At 43.7% G+C, this 15,739-nt stretch carries 16 protein-coding genes; 10 read left to right on the plus strand and 6 right to left on the minus strand.

Features of this window, described 5'->3' with window-relative positions:
- Window positions 1-247 (plus strand): aldehyde dehydrogenase family protein (locus tag D7V32_RS06930; RefSeq protein WP_120402160.1); only part of this gene is annotated, 247 nt, incomplete at its 5' end.
- A gap of 67 nt (window positions 248-314) precedes the next feature.
- On the opposite strand, the gene D7V32_RS06935 is transcribed toward D7V32_RS06930, so the two are convergent.
- Both D7V32_RS06935 and D7V32_RS06940 read right to left on the minus strand, forming a co-directional pair.
- Window positions 315-908 carry a 2-hydroxychromene-2-carboxylate isomerase gene (locus D7V32_RS06935; protein ID WP_120402226.1) on the minus strand — a complete coding sequence of 198 codons (594 nt, stop codon included), beginning with the start codon at window positions 906-908 and terminating at the stop codon, window positions 315-317.
- A 30-nt stretch (window positions 909-938) separates the two neighbouring features.
- Complete coding sequence (locus tag D7V32_RS06940; RefSeq protein WP_120402161.1) at window positions 939-1,679, minus strand: SDR family oxidoreductase; 741 nt, start codon at window positions 1,677-1,679, stop codon at window positions 939-941.
- Between the two features lie 109 nt (window positions 1,680-1,788).
- Here D7V32_RS06940 and D7V32_RS06945 point away from each other — a divergent pair, with 109 nt between their 5' ends.
- The 9 genes from D7V32_RS06945 to D7V32_RS06985 all read left to right on the plus strand — a co-directional run bounded on the left by D7V32_RS06945 (window position 1,789) and on the right by D7V32_RS06985 (window position 10,854).
- On the plus strand, window positions 1,789-2,358 hold the full coding sequence (locus D7V32_RS06945; protein WP_120402162.1) for a TetR/AcrR family transcriptional regulator: 570 nt from the start codon (window positions 1,789-1,791) through the stop codon (window positions 2,356-2,358).
- A gap of 320 nt (window positions 2,359-2,678) precedes the next feature.
- Window positions 2,679-3,794: a bifunctional 3,4-dihydroxy-2-butanone-4-phosphate synthase/GTP cyclohydrolase II gene (gene ribBA, locus D7V32_RS06950; protein ID WP_120402163.1), complete on the plus strand. Its 1,116-nt coding sequence runs from the start codon at window positions 2,679-2,681 to the stop codon at window positions 3,792-3,794.
- An 18-nt stretch (window positions 3,795-3,812) separates the two neighbouring features.
- A complete protein-coding gene (gene ribH, locus D7V32_RS06955) occupies window positions 3,813-4,283 on the plus strand; it encodes a 6,7-dimethyl-8-ribityllumazine synthase (protein WP_120402164.1) in 471 nt (156 codons plus the stop codon).
- A gap of 4 nt (window positions 4,284-4,287) precedes the next feature.
- Complete coding sequence (gene nusB / locus D7V32_RS06960) at window positions 4,288-4,737, plus strand: transcription antitermination factor NusB (RefSeq protein WP_120402165.1); 450 nt, start codon at window positions 4,288-4,290, stop codon at window positions 4,735-4,737.
- A 20-nt stretch (window positions 4,738-4,757) separates the two neighbouring features.
- Window positions 4,758-5,675 carry a thiamine-phosphate kinase gene (gene thiL, locus D7V32_RS06965; RefSeq protein WP_120402166.1) on the plus strand — a complete coding sequence of 306 codons (918 nt, stop codon included), beginning with the start codon at window positions 4,758-4,760 and terminating at the stop codon, window positions 5,673-5,675.
- The gene (locus D7V32_RS06970) at window positions 5,653-6,174 is read left to right on the plus strand and encodes a phosphatidylglycerophosphatase A family protein (RefSeq protein WP_120402167.1); all 522 of its coding nucleotides are present in this window, start codon (window positions 5,653-5,655) and stop codon (window positions 6,172-6,174) included. The genes thiL and D7V32_RS06970 overlap by 23 nt, the downstream gene beginning before the upstream one ends.
- Window positions 6,175-6,195: 21 nt before the next feature.
- On the plus strand, window positions 6,196-7,560 hold the full coding sequence (gene glmU / locus D7V32_RS06975; RefSeq protein ID WP_120402168.1) for a bifunctional UDP-N-acetylglucosamine diphosphorylase/glucosamine-1-phosphate N-acetyltransferase GlmU: 1,365 nt from the start codon (window positions 6,196-6,198) through the stop codon (window positions 7,558-7,560).
- A 12-nt stretch (window positions 7,561-7,572) separates the two neighbouring features.
- Window positions 7,573-9,411, plus strand: coding sequence for a glutamine--fructose-6-phosphate transaminase (isomerizing) (gene glmS / locus D7V32_RS06980; RefSeq protein ID WP_120402169.1), 1,839 nt, complete (start codon window positions 7,573-7,575; stop codon window positions 9,409-9,411).
- Between the two features lie 72 nt (window positions 9,412-9,483).
- Entirely contained in the window at window positions 9,484-10,854 is a 1,371-nt protein-coding gene (locus D7V32_RS06985; RefSeq protein ID WP_120402170.1) for a phosphohexomutase domain-containing protein, read from the plus strand.
- A gap of 44 nt (window positions 10,855-10,898) precedes the next feature.
- Here the strand turns inward: D7V32_RS06985 and galE are convergent, their stop codons facing one another.
- Genes galE through galU form a run of 4 tightly spaced genes read right to left on the minus strand, consistent with a single transcriptional unit; the run spans window position 10,899 to window position 15,739 of the window.
- Window positions 10,899-11,918, minus strand: a complete 1,020-nt coding sequence (gene galE / locus D7V32_RS06990; protein ID WP_120402171.1) for a UDP-glucose 4-epimerase GalE — start codon at window positions 11,916-11,918, stop codon at window positions 10,899-10,901.
- A 1-nt stretch (window position 11,919) separates the two neighbouring features.
- Window positions 11,920-13,584 carry a glucose-6-phosphate isomerase gene (pgi, locus tag D7V32_RS06995; protein ID WP_120402172.1) on the minus strand — a complete coding sequence of 555 codons (1,665 nt, stop codon included), beginning with the start codon at window positions 13,582-13,584 and terminating at the stop codon, window positions 11,920-11,922.
- Complete coding sequence (locus tag D7V32_RS07000; protein WP_120402173.1) at window positions 13,584-14,840, minus strand: nucleotide sugar dehydrogenase; 1,257 nt, start codon at window positions 14,838-14,840, stop codon at window positions 13,584-13,586. Before D7V32_RS07000 ends, pgi begins: the two co-directional genes overlap by 1 nt.
- A 26-nt stretch (window positions 14,841-14,866) precedes the next feature.
- Window positions 14,867-15,739 (minus strand): UTP--glucose-1-phosphate uridylyltransferase GalU, encoded by an 873-nt coding sequence (galU, locus tag D7V32_RS07005; RefSeq protein WP_120402174.1) that lies wholly within the window; start codon window positions 15,737-15,739, stop codon window positions 14,867-14,869.

Raw genomic sequence — 15,739 nt, forward strand, 5'->3', positions numbered from 1 at the left:
TACAATTTATGGCTTAGGCGCAGGTGTATGGTCGCGTTCAGCACATACCTCTTACCGTGCAGGCCGCGCAATTCAGGCAGGCCGCGTATGGACCAACTGCTATCACATCTACCCAGCACATGCGGCATTCGGCGGCTATAAAAAATCAGGTATTGGCCGTGAAAACCACAAAATGATGCTCGACCATTATCAGCAGACCAAAAACCTGCTGGTCAGTTATTCAACGAAAGCCATGGGTTTCTTCTAAAGCCTGCATATGAAAAAAGCGAACTCAGGTTCGCTTTTTTTATCTCTCAGCAGCACCCGCTGAACAATCATGCATTATGCAACGCCGCCTCTACAAAGTGCAGGTGATCCACTCCCCAGAAAAGCTCATTCCCTACAAACCAGCTGGGTGCACCAAACACACCGCGCTCAACTGCTTCCTCAGTCACCTCTTTAAGTGCAGCTTTCACCTTGTCGTCATCTAGCCATGCTTGAACTTGTGAGGCTTCAAGGCCTATATCCTGAATCAGCTGCATCAGCACCTGCAGATCATTGAGATTACGCGGCTGCCCAAACATAGCATCAAAAATGCCTGCTGCAGTTTTTAAAAAATGTTCAGGCTGATAAAGCTGAACAGCAGTCAGCAGCCGCATCAATTGCAAGGTATTGATTGGAAAATGCGGATTCATTTGCACAGGTATTTGCCATAATTTAGACCAGCGCTGCAAATCCATCATGGAATAACGCGCTTTGGCGGGAACAGTCATAGGACTGCTGTTGCCCGTCGCTTTAAATACCCCGCCCAGCAGCAAAGGCTTCCATATAATAGCTGCCTGATACTGCGCTGCAATCTGCTGAATACGGTAAAAACCGATATAGCTGTAGGGACTGCCCACATCAAAATAAAATTCTATTTGTTTCAATGACTCATCCTTTTTCATTTCGTTATTCAATTACCAGCGTTCCATCCACGGCCTTAAATCCAGCTCATGCGTCCAAGCATCTCTGGGCTGGTGTGCCAAATGCCAATAATTTTCAGCAATATGTGCAGGGTTTAAAATGCCGTCCTGCTCTTTTTTAGCATATAAGTCTGGAAAAGTTTCTTGAATAAAGTCAGTATCAATTGCGCCGTCTACCACCACATGCGCCACATGAATATTGTTTGGGCCCAGCTCCCGCGCCATACTTTGCGCCAAAGCCCGCAACGCATGTTTTGCCCCTGCAAAGGCCGCAAAATGCGAGGCGCCACGCAGCCCAGCCGTTGCACCCGTAAAAATAATGGTGCCGCGCTCACGGCTTACCATACGCTTGGCTGCTTCACGGCCTGTCAAAAATGCGCTAAAGCAGGCCATTTCCCAAATTTTAAAATATTTGCGCGCAGTTTCATCCAAAATACTGCAAGGCACATTTGCACCAATATTAAAGACCAGCACTTCAATTGGACCAATCTTAGCTTCAATATGTTCCATCAGCTCAATAACTTGCTCTTCTTTACGCGCATCCGAAGCAAAACCGTAAGCCTGCCCGCCCTGCTGCTGAATTTCCTTAATCAGCGGCTGCATTTTTTCTGCATTGCGCCGCGTCATACAGGCAATATAGCCTCCCCGCGCAAACCGTTTGGCGATCTCACCGCCTGTTGAATCACCAGCACCTATCACTAATGCTACTTTCACCCGCTCTTCCTGCTGCGCCATACATCACATCCTTTTTTATCTTTATGCCCATAAGATAACGGTCGTTACTATAACGAATACTATGTTATGCTCAAATTATCGTCAATCTTATTTTTTTAGGGCCATGCCCATGCGCTATAAACCCGAATACAAACCGCAAAAACGCCTAGAGCTGCTCAGCATTACAGGGCAAATAGCGAAAAAAAATGGCTTTGCTGCAACAGGTGTAGACGGCTTTATGCAAGCTGCCGGCGTGACCAGCGGGACATTCTATTCACATTTTTCATCTAAGCAGGATTTACTCAAAGCACTGGTTGAATATGAACTGCAGCAAAGTTTCAACATGTGGCAAAGCAACCCGCATGACAATGCGAAAGACTGGATTAATTTTGAATTGGAACGTTATTTAAGCTCGTCACACCTTGAACATCCAGAGCAAGGATGTGTCTTGCCTGCCTTAGCTTCTGAAGTTGCCCGTGCAGATGACTGTATTAAGCAGACTTATGAAAAAGAGTTACTGCGCGGTCATGCTTTATTTACTCAGCATTTAGGCTGTGAAAATAAAGCTTGGGCCATGATATGCCAGCTGGTTGGCGCGATTTCAATCTCCCGCGCCATACATGAGCCAGCTTTACAAAAAAGCATTTTAGAAGCCAATAAAATGCTCCTTCAATCTTATTTAGACCCTGCTGCAGCATAAAACCAGAACATTTTCTTTCAGTGATTCATACGGTTATTGCTGCATTTCACTTAAACTCAGCATGCTGGCGCTGAGCTTGAATGATGCAAAAACCAGATAAGGTTAAACATTTTTATGCTTTTCAATCGTTTAAAGATTGCGCGTATTCGCCTTTATTTCAAATAAAGTTGACTTTAAATGTCTGGCTGGACTGTGTATAACAATGAACCGCATAGGGAAAGTAATAAGCATAGGCAAAACACGTAAAAAAACGTTAGACTATGCAGCAATCAATACAAGTTTAGTGTCTTCACAGAAGACTAAAAAGAAGGTGAAGGCTGATGCCGCTCAATACAGTTGAAGAGCTCGTAGCAGATATCCGTGCTGGTAAAATGGTTATCCTTATGGATGACGAAGACCGTGAAAATGAAGGTGATTTAGTTATCGCTGCCACGCATGTCCGTGCAGAAGATATTAACTTTATGATTACCCATGCCCGCGGTTTAGTTTGCTTGACCTTAAGCCGAGACCGCTGCCAGCAGCTGAATCTGCCTTTAATGGTCGATGCCAACGGCGCACAGCACGGCACAAACTTCACGCTTTCTATTGAAGCCGCTGAAGGCATTTCTACAGGCATTTCACCGGCTGAACGCGCGCATACCATTCAAACCGCTGTAGCGGCGCATGCGAAACCGGCTGATATTGTGCAGCCAGGCCATATCTTCCCGCTGATGGCGCAGCCGGGCGGTGTACTGCACCGTGCAGGCCATACGGAAGCAGGCTGTGACTTGTCTCGCCTAGCAGGCTTAGAGCCAGCGTCGGTCATTTGCGAAATCATCAATGAAGACGGCACGATGGCGCGCCGCCCGGATTTAGAGGTTTTTGCTGAAAAACATGACCTGAAAATCGGTACCATTGCAGACCTGATTCACTACCGCATGACCAACGAACAAACCGTTGAGCGTTTGGATCAGCAAACCTTAGATACCGAATACGGCACATTTGAATTATTCCGTTACCGTGAGCTTGGCAATCCGGATATTCATTTAGCGCTGGTAAAAGGCCAGCCCAAAGACGGCGTAACAACTGTGCGCGTACATGGTTTCAGCCCAGCCCGCGATTTGTTAAAAATTAACAAAAAAGACGGTGAGCCAGTATGGAATTTAGATAAAGCGCTGAAAGAAATCGCCAGCAGTGACCGCGGTGTTTTAGTGTGGATCGGTCAGCGCCATTTACAAGACTTAGGTCCAGCGCTAGCAAATCTCACTGCGCCAAAACCAGCCAAATCGAATGCTGCGCTTTCTCAGCAGTATCAAACGATTGGTGTGGGCGCTCAAATTCTGCGTGATTTAGGTGTAGAAAAAATGAAGCTGCTTAGCTCTCCATTACGTTTCAATGCACTATCAGGCTTTAACTTAGAAGTGGTGGAATACATCACCGCAAATCAAACATCTTAAGAAATTATCGAGGTTACTATGGCAGTTCACCGCATTGAAGGCATGTTAAATCTCGCAAACGAAGACCGTTATGCGATTTTAGTTGGCCGTTTTAACAGCTTTGTTGTTGAACATCTGCTGGATGGCGCAATTGATACATTGAAACGTCATGGCGTATCAGAGGATAATATCACTGTTGTTCATGCACCAGGCGCATGGGAACTTCCAGTTGTTGCGAAAAAATTAGCGGCAACTGAACGTTTTGACGCTATCATTGCACTTGGCGCGGTTATCCGCGGCAGCACACCTCATTTTGATTTCGTGGCTGGCGAATGCGCCAAAGGTTTAGGTGTTGTTGGCCTAGATACTGGCTTGCCAGTGATCAATGGTGTATTGACTACGGACAGTATTGAACAAGCGATTGAACGCTCTGGAACAAAAGCAGGCAATAAAGGCAGCGAAGCTGCATTGACTGCAATTGAAATGGTTAACTTGTTAAAGGCTATTTAACGCTATGTCGCAAACACTTCAAGCAACTTATGCAGCGAAACGCAAAGCTCGCCGTTTTGCTGTACAAGGAATTTATGAATGGCAGATGAGCCACAATCCTGTGCATGAAATTGAAGCGCGCACCCGTGCTGAAAATGCAATGCATAAAGTGGATCTAAGCTATTATCATGAATTGTTGACTCAAGTGGTTGCCAATCATGAAGCATTGGATGCGCTCTTAATCCCTGTACTCGACCGTGAACTCAGCGCTTTAGACGGCGTAGAGCTTGCGACACTTCGTCTTGGCGCGTATGAATTGAAAGAACACATTGAAATTCCATACCGTGTTGTTTTAGATGAAGCAATCGAACTGGCTAAACATTTTGGCGGTGCAGACAGCCATAAATACATCAATGGTGTATTAGACCGTTTAGCGACAACTTTACGTGCAGCAGAAAAACAGCAAGCAAAGTAATTTTTGCTTCGATTGACTGTATGGCTGAGTTCTCAATTATCGACACCTATTTTAATCGAAAGAATCAACATTCTGTCGATCTAGGGGTCGGTGACGACTCAGCCTTGCTCACTCCCCCGCCACAGCAGCAATTGGTCATCTGCGCCGATACATCTGTTGCTGGAAGGCACTTTCCTCTCGATACCCCCCCGCATGCCATTGGCTGGAAAACTGTTGCCGTCAATTTATCTGACATTGCTGCAATGGGCGCGAAACCGCACAGCATTTTATTGGCTTTGAGCTTAGACCAAATTGATCATGATTGGCTGAAGGCATTCAGTCAGGGCCTATACGACTGCTGTGATCAATTTGGTGTAAGCCTAATCGGCGGCGATACAACGCAAAGCCCGCATTTAACCATTACCGTCACAGCTTTAGGCTGGATTGAAACTGGTCTGGCTGTGACCCGCTCAGGCGCGCAAATAGATGATTTAATTTGCGTCAGCGGCACCATCGGCGATGCGGCCTTTGCCTTGCAGCATCTCGGCCATCCGCTGCAACAGCGCCTGGACTATCCAACGCCGCGCTGCGCCTTAGGCGCACAGCTGAAAGGCTTGGCATCCAGTATGATTGACGTATCTGACGGCCTTGCGCAAGATTTAGGACATATTCTGAACGCTTCGGGTAAAGGCGCTGTTCTGCATGTCGATGCGCTGCCGCTCAGTCCAGCGCTGCAAAAACTTTCAGATCAAGAAAAATATCAATATGCGCTCGCTGGTGGCGATGACTATGAATTATGCTTTACAATCAGCCAGCAGCATTATGAGCAGCTTTTACAGCAAAAAACAGATACAAATTTTACAATTATTGGCAAAATTACCCAGAACTTGGGATTAACTTTTTTAAAGAATGGCGTAGATTATTCCGTTCAATTTCATGGATATCAGCACTTTGCATAAACCAGAAATCAACTTTAAGCAGATGAGCCTCTTTGAACGCTCCATTGTGTTTTGCGGCGTAGGTTTTGGCTCAGGCCTAGCACCCAAAGCGCCGGGCACATTTGGTTCAGCATTTGCTTTATTGTTTGTCCCGATCTGGCTTGCAATTGGCTTATCCAACACCATTATTGCTATTGTATTTATGTCTCTGATTGGCATCTATATTTGCGGTAAAACCGCACAGGTGATGGGGGTACATGATGATGGACGCATTGTTTGGGATGAGTTCGCCGGCCAATCCATCACATTTGTTCCAGTTTTATATCTTGGTCAAATGAATTGGCTGTGGCTGATTATTGGCTTTGCTTTATTCCGTTTATTTGATGTTTGGAAACCTTGGCCAATTCGTGCCATTGACCGCAGTGTAGATGGCGGTTTCGGCATTATGCTGGACGACATTATTGCAGGCTTATGGGCTGCGCTGTGCATTTATTTTTATTTTTATTTTATTTCTATGTGATAGATACTTTTAGGATCAAACATGTCTACTAGCGTTATCATTTTAGCTGCAGGTAAAGGAACCCGTATGCGTTCCAGCTTGCCGAAAGTACTGCAACCCTTAGCTGGCCGCCCGCTGCTTGGACATGTTATTGAAACGGCAAAAAAACTCCACGCCAATAATATTATTACAATTTATGGACATGGCGGCCATTTGGTTCAAAGTGCATTTGCCCATGAAAAGGTTCAATGGGTGGAACAGGCCGAACAGCTGGGTACAGGTCATGCAGTCAAAGTAACACTGCCAGTTTTGCCTCAAACAGGCCAATCGTTAATCTTATCTGGTGACGTGCCTTGCATCAGCCAAGATACCTTGCAAAAGCTGCTTGATGCTTCAGCAAATACTGGCATTGGCCTAGTCACGCTAACGCTGCCTGATGCATCTGGCTACGGCCGTATTGTCCGTAAAAATGGGCAAATTCAAGCGATTGTTGAACATAAAGATGCATCTGATACACAGCGTCAAATCAAAGAAATCAACACTGGCATTTATTGTGTCAGCAATGCCAAATTACATGAATGGCTGCCGAAATTATCAAATGATAATGCTCAAGGCGAATATTACCTGACAGATATTGTCGCAATGGCCATTGCAGACGGTTTGCAAGTGTCATCTGTAGAGCCTGAACGCGCTTTTGAAGTCGAAGGCGTCAATGACCGCGTTCAGCTGGCCGCTTTAGAACGCGAGTATCAAGCTGACCAAGCTAAAAAGCTGATGCAGCAAGGCGTCCATCTGATTGATCCTAGCCGCTTTGATTTACGCGGCAAGCTCACTGTCGGCAATGATGTACGCATTGACATCAATGTCATTATTGAAGGTGAGGTTGAGCTTGGCGACCATGTTGAAATTGGCGCAGGCTGTGTGATTAAAAACACTAAAATAGCGTCTGGTACTAAAGTGCAGCCATATAGCGTTTTTGACAGCGCAATTGTCGGTGAAGATGCCCAAATTGGCCCATTCGCCCGTTTGCGTCCAGGTGCAAAACTGGCCAATGAAGTGCATATCGGCAACTTCGTTGAAGTCAAAAACACCAGCATTGGCCTTGGCTCTAAAGCCAATCACTTTACTTATTTAGGTGATGCCGAAGTTGGTGCAGGCTCAAATATTGGCGCAGGTACAATTACGTGCAATTACGATGGCGCAAACAAATTTAAAACAACTATTGGCGATGCAGCCTTTATTGGTTCGAACAGCTCTTTAGTTGCCCCTGTCACTATTGGCAATGGCGCAACGGTAGGTGCTGGTTCAGTGATTACACGCGATGTTGCAGACTATAGCTTAGCAGTAGAACGTTCTAAGCAGTTTGCCAAAGAAAACTATCCGCGTCCGCAAAAGATTAAGAAATAAGAGGGTTTACATATGTGTGGCATCGTTGGCGGTATCGCAGAACGCAGCATTACCAATATTTTAATTGAAGGCTTAAAGCGCCTTGAATACCGCGGCTATGACTCTGCTGGCCTAGCGCTTGTCAACAACGGTCAAGTGCTTCGTGAGCGCCGTGTCGGCAAAGTAGCCAATCTTGAAGACGCTGTTAACCAGTCTCATATTGCAGGCGCTCTCGGTATTGCGCATACACGCTGGGCAACTCACGGCAAACCGACTGAAAACAATGCGCACCCGCATATTTCAGGCAATGTAGCTGTGGTGCATAATGGGATTATTGAGAACTACCAAGAGCTGAAAGACGACCTCGAAGCATTAGGCTATGTGTTTACCTCTCAAACAGATACCGAAGTTGTGGCTCATTTGGTGAATGATGCGCTGAAATCCACCCCAAGCCTGATGGAAGCTGTACGCCAAGTCGTGCCGCAGCTCAAAGGCGCCTATGCTCTAGGTATCGTACATACAGATCATCCAAATGAATTAATCACGGTGCGTGAAGGCTCTCCACTCGTGATTGGTGTCGGCATTGGTGAAAACTTTATCAGTTCTGACCAATTGGCTTTATTGCCGATTACTAACCGCTTCATCTACCTTGAAGAAGGTGATATTGCGCGTTTAACCCGTACCAGCATTGAAGTTTTTGTTGATGGCAAACGTGTGGAGCGTCCTGTAAAAGAGCTGGATGCAACCGTCAGCAATGCATCAAAAGGCGAATATAAGCATTATATGCTGAAAGAAATCTATGAACAGCCTGAAGCGATTCAGCAAACGATTTCTCAAGCCTTAAATAGCAATGCGCTGCGCGATGACTTCCTCAAAACAGCTGAAGCAGATTTCAGCAGAATTCAGCAAGTGCAAATCATTGCCTGCGGTACCAGTTACCATGCCGGCATGATTGCAAAATATTGGTTTGAACAGCTGATTGATGTGCCGTGCCAAGTCGAAATTGCCAGCGAATACCGCTACCGCTCTCCAGTAATTGTGAACAATACGCTTTATGTATGCATTTCACAGTCTGGCGAAACTGCAGACACATTGGCGGCACTTCGTGATACGCAAAAACGCGCAGCAGCCAAAGGCTTAGATATTGCAACTCTAACGATCTGTAACGTTGCAACATCGTCTATGGTGCGTGAAACCAACCACAATTTACTTACACTGGCCGGTCCAGAAATTGGGGTTGCTTCAACCAAAGCCTTTACAACTCAATTAGCGGCCCTCATGCTGCTCATTTTGAAAATTGGCAATGTAAAAAGCACCATCAGCGCTGAACAGATTGAAACAATTACTGCTGCGCTTTGGCATACGCCTAAAGTTATTTTAGATACGCTGCAAAATAACGCTGAAATTCTGCGTTTATCTGAACTGTTTGTAGAAAAGAATCATTGCTTATTCTTAGGCCGCGGCACAGAGTTTCCAATTGCCTTGGAAGGCGCATTGAAACTGAAAGAAATTTCATACATTCATGCTGAAGGTTATGCAGCCGGCGAGCTTAAACATGGCCCATTAGCTTTAGTTGACAACGACATGCCTGTGGTCATTTTAGCGCCTAAAGACGACATGCTGGATAAACTGAAATCCAATATGGAAGAAGTGCAAGCACGTGGCGGTGAACTGTTTGTCTTTGCCGATGAAAACAGCGGCATCAAAGCGAAAGACCGCCAGCATGTAGTGTATGTGCCAAGCGTGAATGAAATTTTAGCGCCAATTGTTTACAGCATTCCTGTACAGCTGCTTTCATATCATGTTGCTGTATTGCGCGGTACGGATGTTGATCAGCCGCGTAACTTAGCAAAATCTGTTACTGTTGAATAAAAGAATACAGTGAAGTGATTAAAAGAAAGGCTGGTTGATCCAGCCTTTTTTAATACAAATAAGAGTATAAACATGACGAAACTAACTTGCTTTAAAGCTTACGATATTCGAGGAAAATTAGGAGAGGAACTCAATGAAGAGATCGCCTATAAAGTAGGCCGCGCCTATGGTCAAATCTACCAACCTAAAACCATCGTGGTCGGCTGTGACATTCGCTTAAGCAGTGAAGGCTTAAAACAAGCAACCATCAAAGGCCTAAATGATGCTGGCGTAAATGTACTTGACCTTGGTATGACAGGGACTGAAGAAGTCTACTTTGGTGCATTCCATCTTGATGTACAAGGGGGAATTGAAGTCACTGCCAGCCATAATCCTATGGATTATAATGGCATGAAATTGGTACGTGAAAACTCACGTCCAATTAGCGCTGATACAGGCTTAAAAGAAATTCAAGCTTTAGCTGAAGCTGGTGTATTCAATGAAGTTGAGCATAAAGGCACAACAGAAAAATACAATATTTTGCCTGAATTTGTAGCGCATTTGATGGGCTATATTGATCCAGCAAAAATTCGTCCATTAAAACTGGTGGTCAATGCTGGAAATGGTGCCGCAGGCCATGTGATTGATGCGATTGAAGAAAAATTCAAAAGCCTCAATATCCCTGTAGAATTTATTAAAATCCATCATGAAGCGGATGGCACATTCCCCAATGGTATTCCCAACCCACTCTTAGTTGAAAACCGTGACAGTACACGTAATGCAGTACTTGAACACGGGGCAGATATGGGCCTTGCCTGGGATGGTGACTTTGACCGCTGCTTCTTATTTGATGAAAAAGGTCAATTTATTGAAGGCTATTATATTGTTGGCTTACTTGCACAAGCGTTTTTGCTCAAGCAAGCAGGTGAAAAAATTGTGCATGACCCACGCCTCGTATGGAATACCGTGGACATCGTAGAACAATATAAGGGCCAAACTGTACAATCAAAATCAGGCCATGCGTTTATTAAACAAGTGATGCGTGAACAAAATGCGGTATATGGTGGCGAAATGTCCGCGCATCATTATTTCCGTGATTTTGCTTACTGCGACAGCGGCATGATTCCATGGTTGTTGGCTGTTTCTGTATTGTCTGAAACGCAGCAGACACTGTCTTCTTTAGTAGAAGGCATGATTGCAAAATTCCCTTGCTCTGGCGAAATCAACTTTAAAGTACAAGATACACAAGTGACGATTCAAAAGATCTTTGAGCATTTTGCAGAACAGAATCCTGCGATTGATAAAACTGATGGCATTAGCCTCGATTTTGGCAGCTGGCGCCTTAACGTGCGTGCTTCAAATACTGAGCCACTGTTACGCCTAAATATCGAAACAACAGCTTCGAAAAATCCAGAGTCTATTCAATACTATGTTGATCTACTCACGCAACTCATCGAAAGTTAATCAATGCCAATAAAAAAGAGCCTTTCGAGGCTCTTTTTTCTAGCTTAGGATTGGTAACCTTGTGGGTTCTGCTTTTGCCAGTTCCAACTGTCTGCCAACATATCTTCTAAACCATATTTAGGTTGCCAGCCTAATTCTGCAACAGCACGCGCATTATCTGCAAATGAAATTGCTACATCGCCTGAACGGCGTGGCACGTACTCAAATGGAATCTCTATCCCATTTACTTGCTCAAAAGTATCTCGAATTTGCTTAACCGAAATACCATTTCCTGTGCCAATATTCCAAGCACGGCAACCTCGAGTATTTAAACGATGATTCAAAGCACACAAATGCGCATTGGCCAAATCGACCACATGAATATAATCACGCACACCTGTACCATCAACAGTATCATAGTCATTGCCAAATATTGACAACTTTTCCCGACGCCCTACTGCCACTTGAGTAACATAAGGCATTAAATTATTTGGAATACCCTGTGGATCTTCACCAATCCGGCCACTCTTATGTGCGCCAACAGGGTTAAAATAACGCAACAAAGCAATCGACCAGCGCTCATCAGCATCCGCTAATTTTTGCAAAATCTGCTCAACCATTAATTTAGTATAACCATAGTTATTATTTGGCACACCCGTTGGCATCTCTTCATTTAAAGGTGCAACATTGGCTTCATCATAAACAGTTGCCGATGAGCTAAATACCAGCTTATATACGCCTGCTCGCGCCATGGCTTGTACTAAAGAGATAGAGCCAGCAATATTATTATCAAAATACATCGCAGGAAATTGCTGACTTTCACCCACTGCTTTTAAGCCAGCAAAATGAATGACTGCATCAATTGAATATTGCTTAAACACATGATCTAGAGCATCAGCATCACGGATATCGCCTTTTACAAAACTAAGCTCTTTCTGCGTAATATCACGTACACGGGCTAAAGATTCCTCAACACTATTTGATAAATTATCAAAAACAATGACCTCATGACCCATAGTTAATAATTCAATACATGTATGTGAGCCAATATAACCTGCCCCACCCGTCACTAAAATTGTTGCCATACTATTTCCCCATTAAAATGTTGAGTAAGCCTTGTGTCGAAGAATCAAAGTGAGAAATATCTTCTCTTTCACGATTTAAAATCGGCAAAAGATGATTAGCAATTTCTTTCCCTTTTTCCACTCCCCATTGGTCAAATGGATTAATGTTCCACAGTACAGATTGCACAAAAACTTTATGCTCATACAATGCGACTAACATGCCAAGTGTATACGGGCTGAGTTCTCGAATTAAAAGCGTTGAACTTGGTTGATTGCCTTTATATTGTTTAAATATTGCCAGATTCTGCAACTCTTTTGGATCAAGTGCCTGATTACCAAAGGCCAAAAGCCGAGACTGCGCCAAACAGTTTGATAAGGCTAAATGATGCTGTTCAATAAGTGCTTCTGCATTATCAATATATGTAAATTGTTGGGCTGTATAACGCTGAATAGGTGCAATAAAGTCACAGCTGACTGCATGTGTACCCTGATGTAACAATTGATAGAAAGCATGTTGTGCATTTGGCCCCACTTCCCCCCAAATAACAGGACAAGTATTCATTGCAACAGGCGCTGAATCTCTTTGTACAGATTTACCATTTGATTCCATTTCGAGTTGCTGCAAGTAAGCAGCAAAATGCTTCAAACGCCCATCATAAGGTAAAACGGCATGCGTCTGCATATCTAAAAAGTTATTATTCCATGCTCCTAATAATGCCATAAGCACAGGAATATTATGTTCAAATGAAGCGGTTTGGAAATGTTGATCAACAGCATTAGCACCCGCCAGCAAATGTTTAAAACTATCTACGCCAATGGTTAAAGCAATTGGAAAGCCAATACACGACCACAAAGAATAACGACCGCCGACCCAATCCCAAAGCAGCAGCTGGTTTTCTGGAGCTATTCCCCATTGCGTCATTTTATCTTCTTTGGTCGATACACCAATAAAATGGTGCTTTAACACTTTAGGTTGCTGACCTAAAGTCTTTTCTAACCATAACCTTACCGTTTGAGCATTAGATAAGGTATCAATCGTACTAAACGATTTGGATGAAATAATAAATAGCGTAGTTTCAGGGCGTAGCTTATACAATAAATCAGAAAGCTGACTGCCATCCATTGTAGAAACAAAATGGACATTCAGAGGCTTGGTTGTTTGTGCCTTAAAGTCAGATAAAGCTTGTGACACCATAAGTGGTCCTAAATCTGAGCCACCTACACCAATATTAACCACATCCTGAATCACTTCACCTGTTGAGCCTCGATACTGCCCTGCGTGAATTTTTTCCACTAAAGCATACATTCGCTCAAGCTGTGCATGTACTTGTAAGGCTAAATCTGAATGAGCTTCGCTGTCTTGTGCTAAACGCAAGGCCCAATGTTTGGCTGCGCGCTCTTCGGTATCATTTAAGAGCGAATTAGAAAATAATTGCCCAATCCAAGTTTTTAAATCGCATGCATGGGCCCATGCAGCCAAGTTTTTAAGTACATCCACATTTAAACGTTGCTTACTAAAATCAAAAAACAAAGCATCGAATTGAACAGAAAACTGCTCAAAGCGCGTCGAATCAGATTGAAATAATTCTGTTAAATGCTGTGTCTTCAGCTTTAAACTCAGTTGTTGCAATTGATCTATCACCTGATCAGGCGTATCAACCAATCTTGGTCGTGCAAATTGAGACATTAGCGCCCTACCCCCATATAGGCAAAGCCTTGCGACTGAATAAATTCAGGTGAGTAAATATTCCGCCCATCTAATAGCAAAGGATGACTCATCAGATTAAATAAACGCTGATAATCTGGACTCATATACTGTTTCCATGCAGTCAAGACACACAAGGCATGGGCCCCTTGAACTGCCTCGTATTGTGTCGAACACAAGACTAAATCGGCTCGTTCACCATACTGGAGCTGAATTTCCTTTAATGCCTGAGGGTCATGCAGTCGCACCTGAACACCTTGCGCCCATAATGCTTGCAACATGGCATGAATAGGAGATTGCTCGATCCTTGAGGTATTTTCTTTAAATGATGCCCCCCAAATCGCAACAACCTTTCCGCTCAAATCACCTTGAAAATAGTTCCATAACTTGCGAAACAGCAGCTCTTTTTGCTGCTCATTAATATCCCATACTTGTGTCAGAAGTTGGCTCTTAAGCCCTGTATCCATCACAGTTTGCGCTAAGCTTAAAACATCATGTGAAAAGTTTTCACCACCAAAACCAGCGCCAGGATTTAAATATGCACGACCAATGCGATTATCCGCAGACATGCCTTGGCGTACATTTTCAATATCAATGCCTAACTTTTCCGCCACCACAGCCATATCATTCATATAACTAATGCGCGTTGCCAACATGCCAGAAATGCTAAATTTGGTAAATTCTGCATCAAGTACAGGCATAAACAAAAGTTGCTCTTTCCGAGGGAAAATTGGCCTGAATAGCTCACAAATGACAGGTTGAACCTTTGGATTATCGCAACCAATCACTTGCTGACTGATATTGGTTAAACTTGCAATCGCATTTCCTTCCTGCACGGTATCAGGCACATATACCCAATCATCTTGGGCTAAATATTGTCGCAGTTTATCCGTACCATGAAGCCCTAAAGTAGAGGCATTTAGCATCAGCTTAGGGTGAATAATTGGTCTTTTTTGCAACTCTAATAAAATATCAATTGCTTGTTGTTCTTCACTATGCCCAAAGCTAAATAAATAGACTTGTATATCTATTGGTAATTCAGCCAAACTACAAAATTGTAAAAAACCTTTTTGTTGTTGCGTCTCTAGAAGCCGAACGACAGCTTCATCGTAAAGAAAGCATTGGGAGTCTTGATGAGTATTGAAATACTGTGGACAAATAACTTCATGGCCACACTCTGACAATATTCCTGCCATCGACATCGCATATAAGGTATGTCCAAATATGGCAATTTTCATCGCCACTCCTTTTTAATTTAATTAGATCAGGTTAATTCTTGTATCAATGCCTTGAATGACTCGCCCAATTGCGGATGATCAATCCCATAGTGCAATACAGCCTTTAAATAGCCTAGCTTACTGCCACAATCAAAAGTCTGACCTTTCATTCGATAGGCTTCAACCACTTCAGTCTGCTGTAACATCGCAATCGCATCGGTCAGTTGAATTTCATTGCCCGCGCCTTTTGGTGTTTGTTCCAAAAGCTGCATAATTTTGGCGGGTAAAATATAACGCCCAACGACAGATAAATTTGAAGGAGCTGTACCCAGTGCAGGTTTTTCTACAATACCTTGCATAACAATACTACGCCCTTCGGCAGGAGTCGAGGCAACATCAACAATACCATATTGATCAACCATGTGGTCAGGTACAGCCTCAACCATAATTTGTGATGCTTGAGTGTCAGCGAATCGCTGAATCATCAAACTTAAATCATTGGTGTCCGATGAATCTTTGACTAAAACATCTGGGAGTAAAACAGCAAAATCATCATCGCCAACTACTGCTTTTGCACAGAGTACTGCATGCCCCAAACCTAAGGGCTGTGGCTGACGTACACTAATAACATTCACATGTGGCGGTAAAATTTCGGTAATTTCTTTAAGTAAATCAAATTTCTTTTTATTTTCTAAAGTCGTTTCAAGCTCAAAATTACGATCAAAATAATTTTCAATCGATGCTTTAGAACTATGTGTAACTAATATAATTTGTTCAATACCTGCAGCAACAGCCTCTTTTACAACATACTCAATGGCTGGACGGTCAACCACTGTGACCATTTCTTTAGGAATAGACTTACTTGCAGGCAGAAAGCGAGTTCCTAAGCCCGCGACTGGGAGAATTGCTTTTTTGATCAT

The sequence above is a fragment of the Acinetobacter tianfuensis genome, assembly GCF_003611465.1.
GTDB classification, from domain to species: Bacteria; Pseudomonadota; Gammaproteobacteria; order Pseudomonadales; family Moraxellaceae; genus Acinetobacter; species Acinetobacter tianfuensis.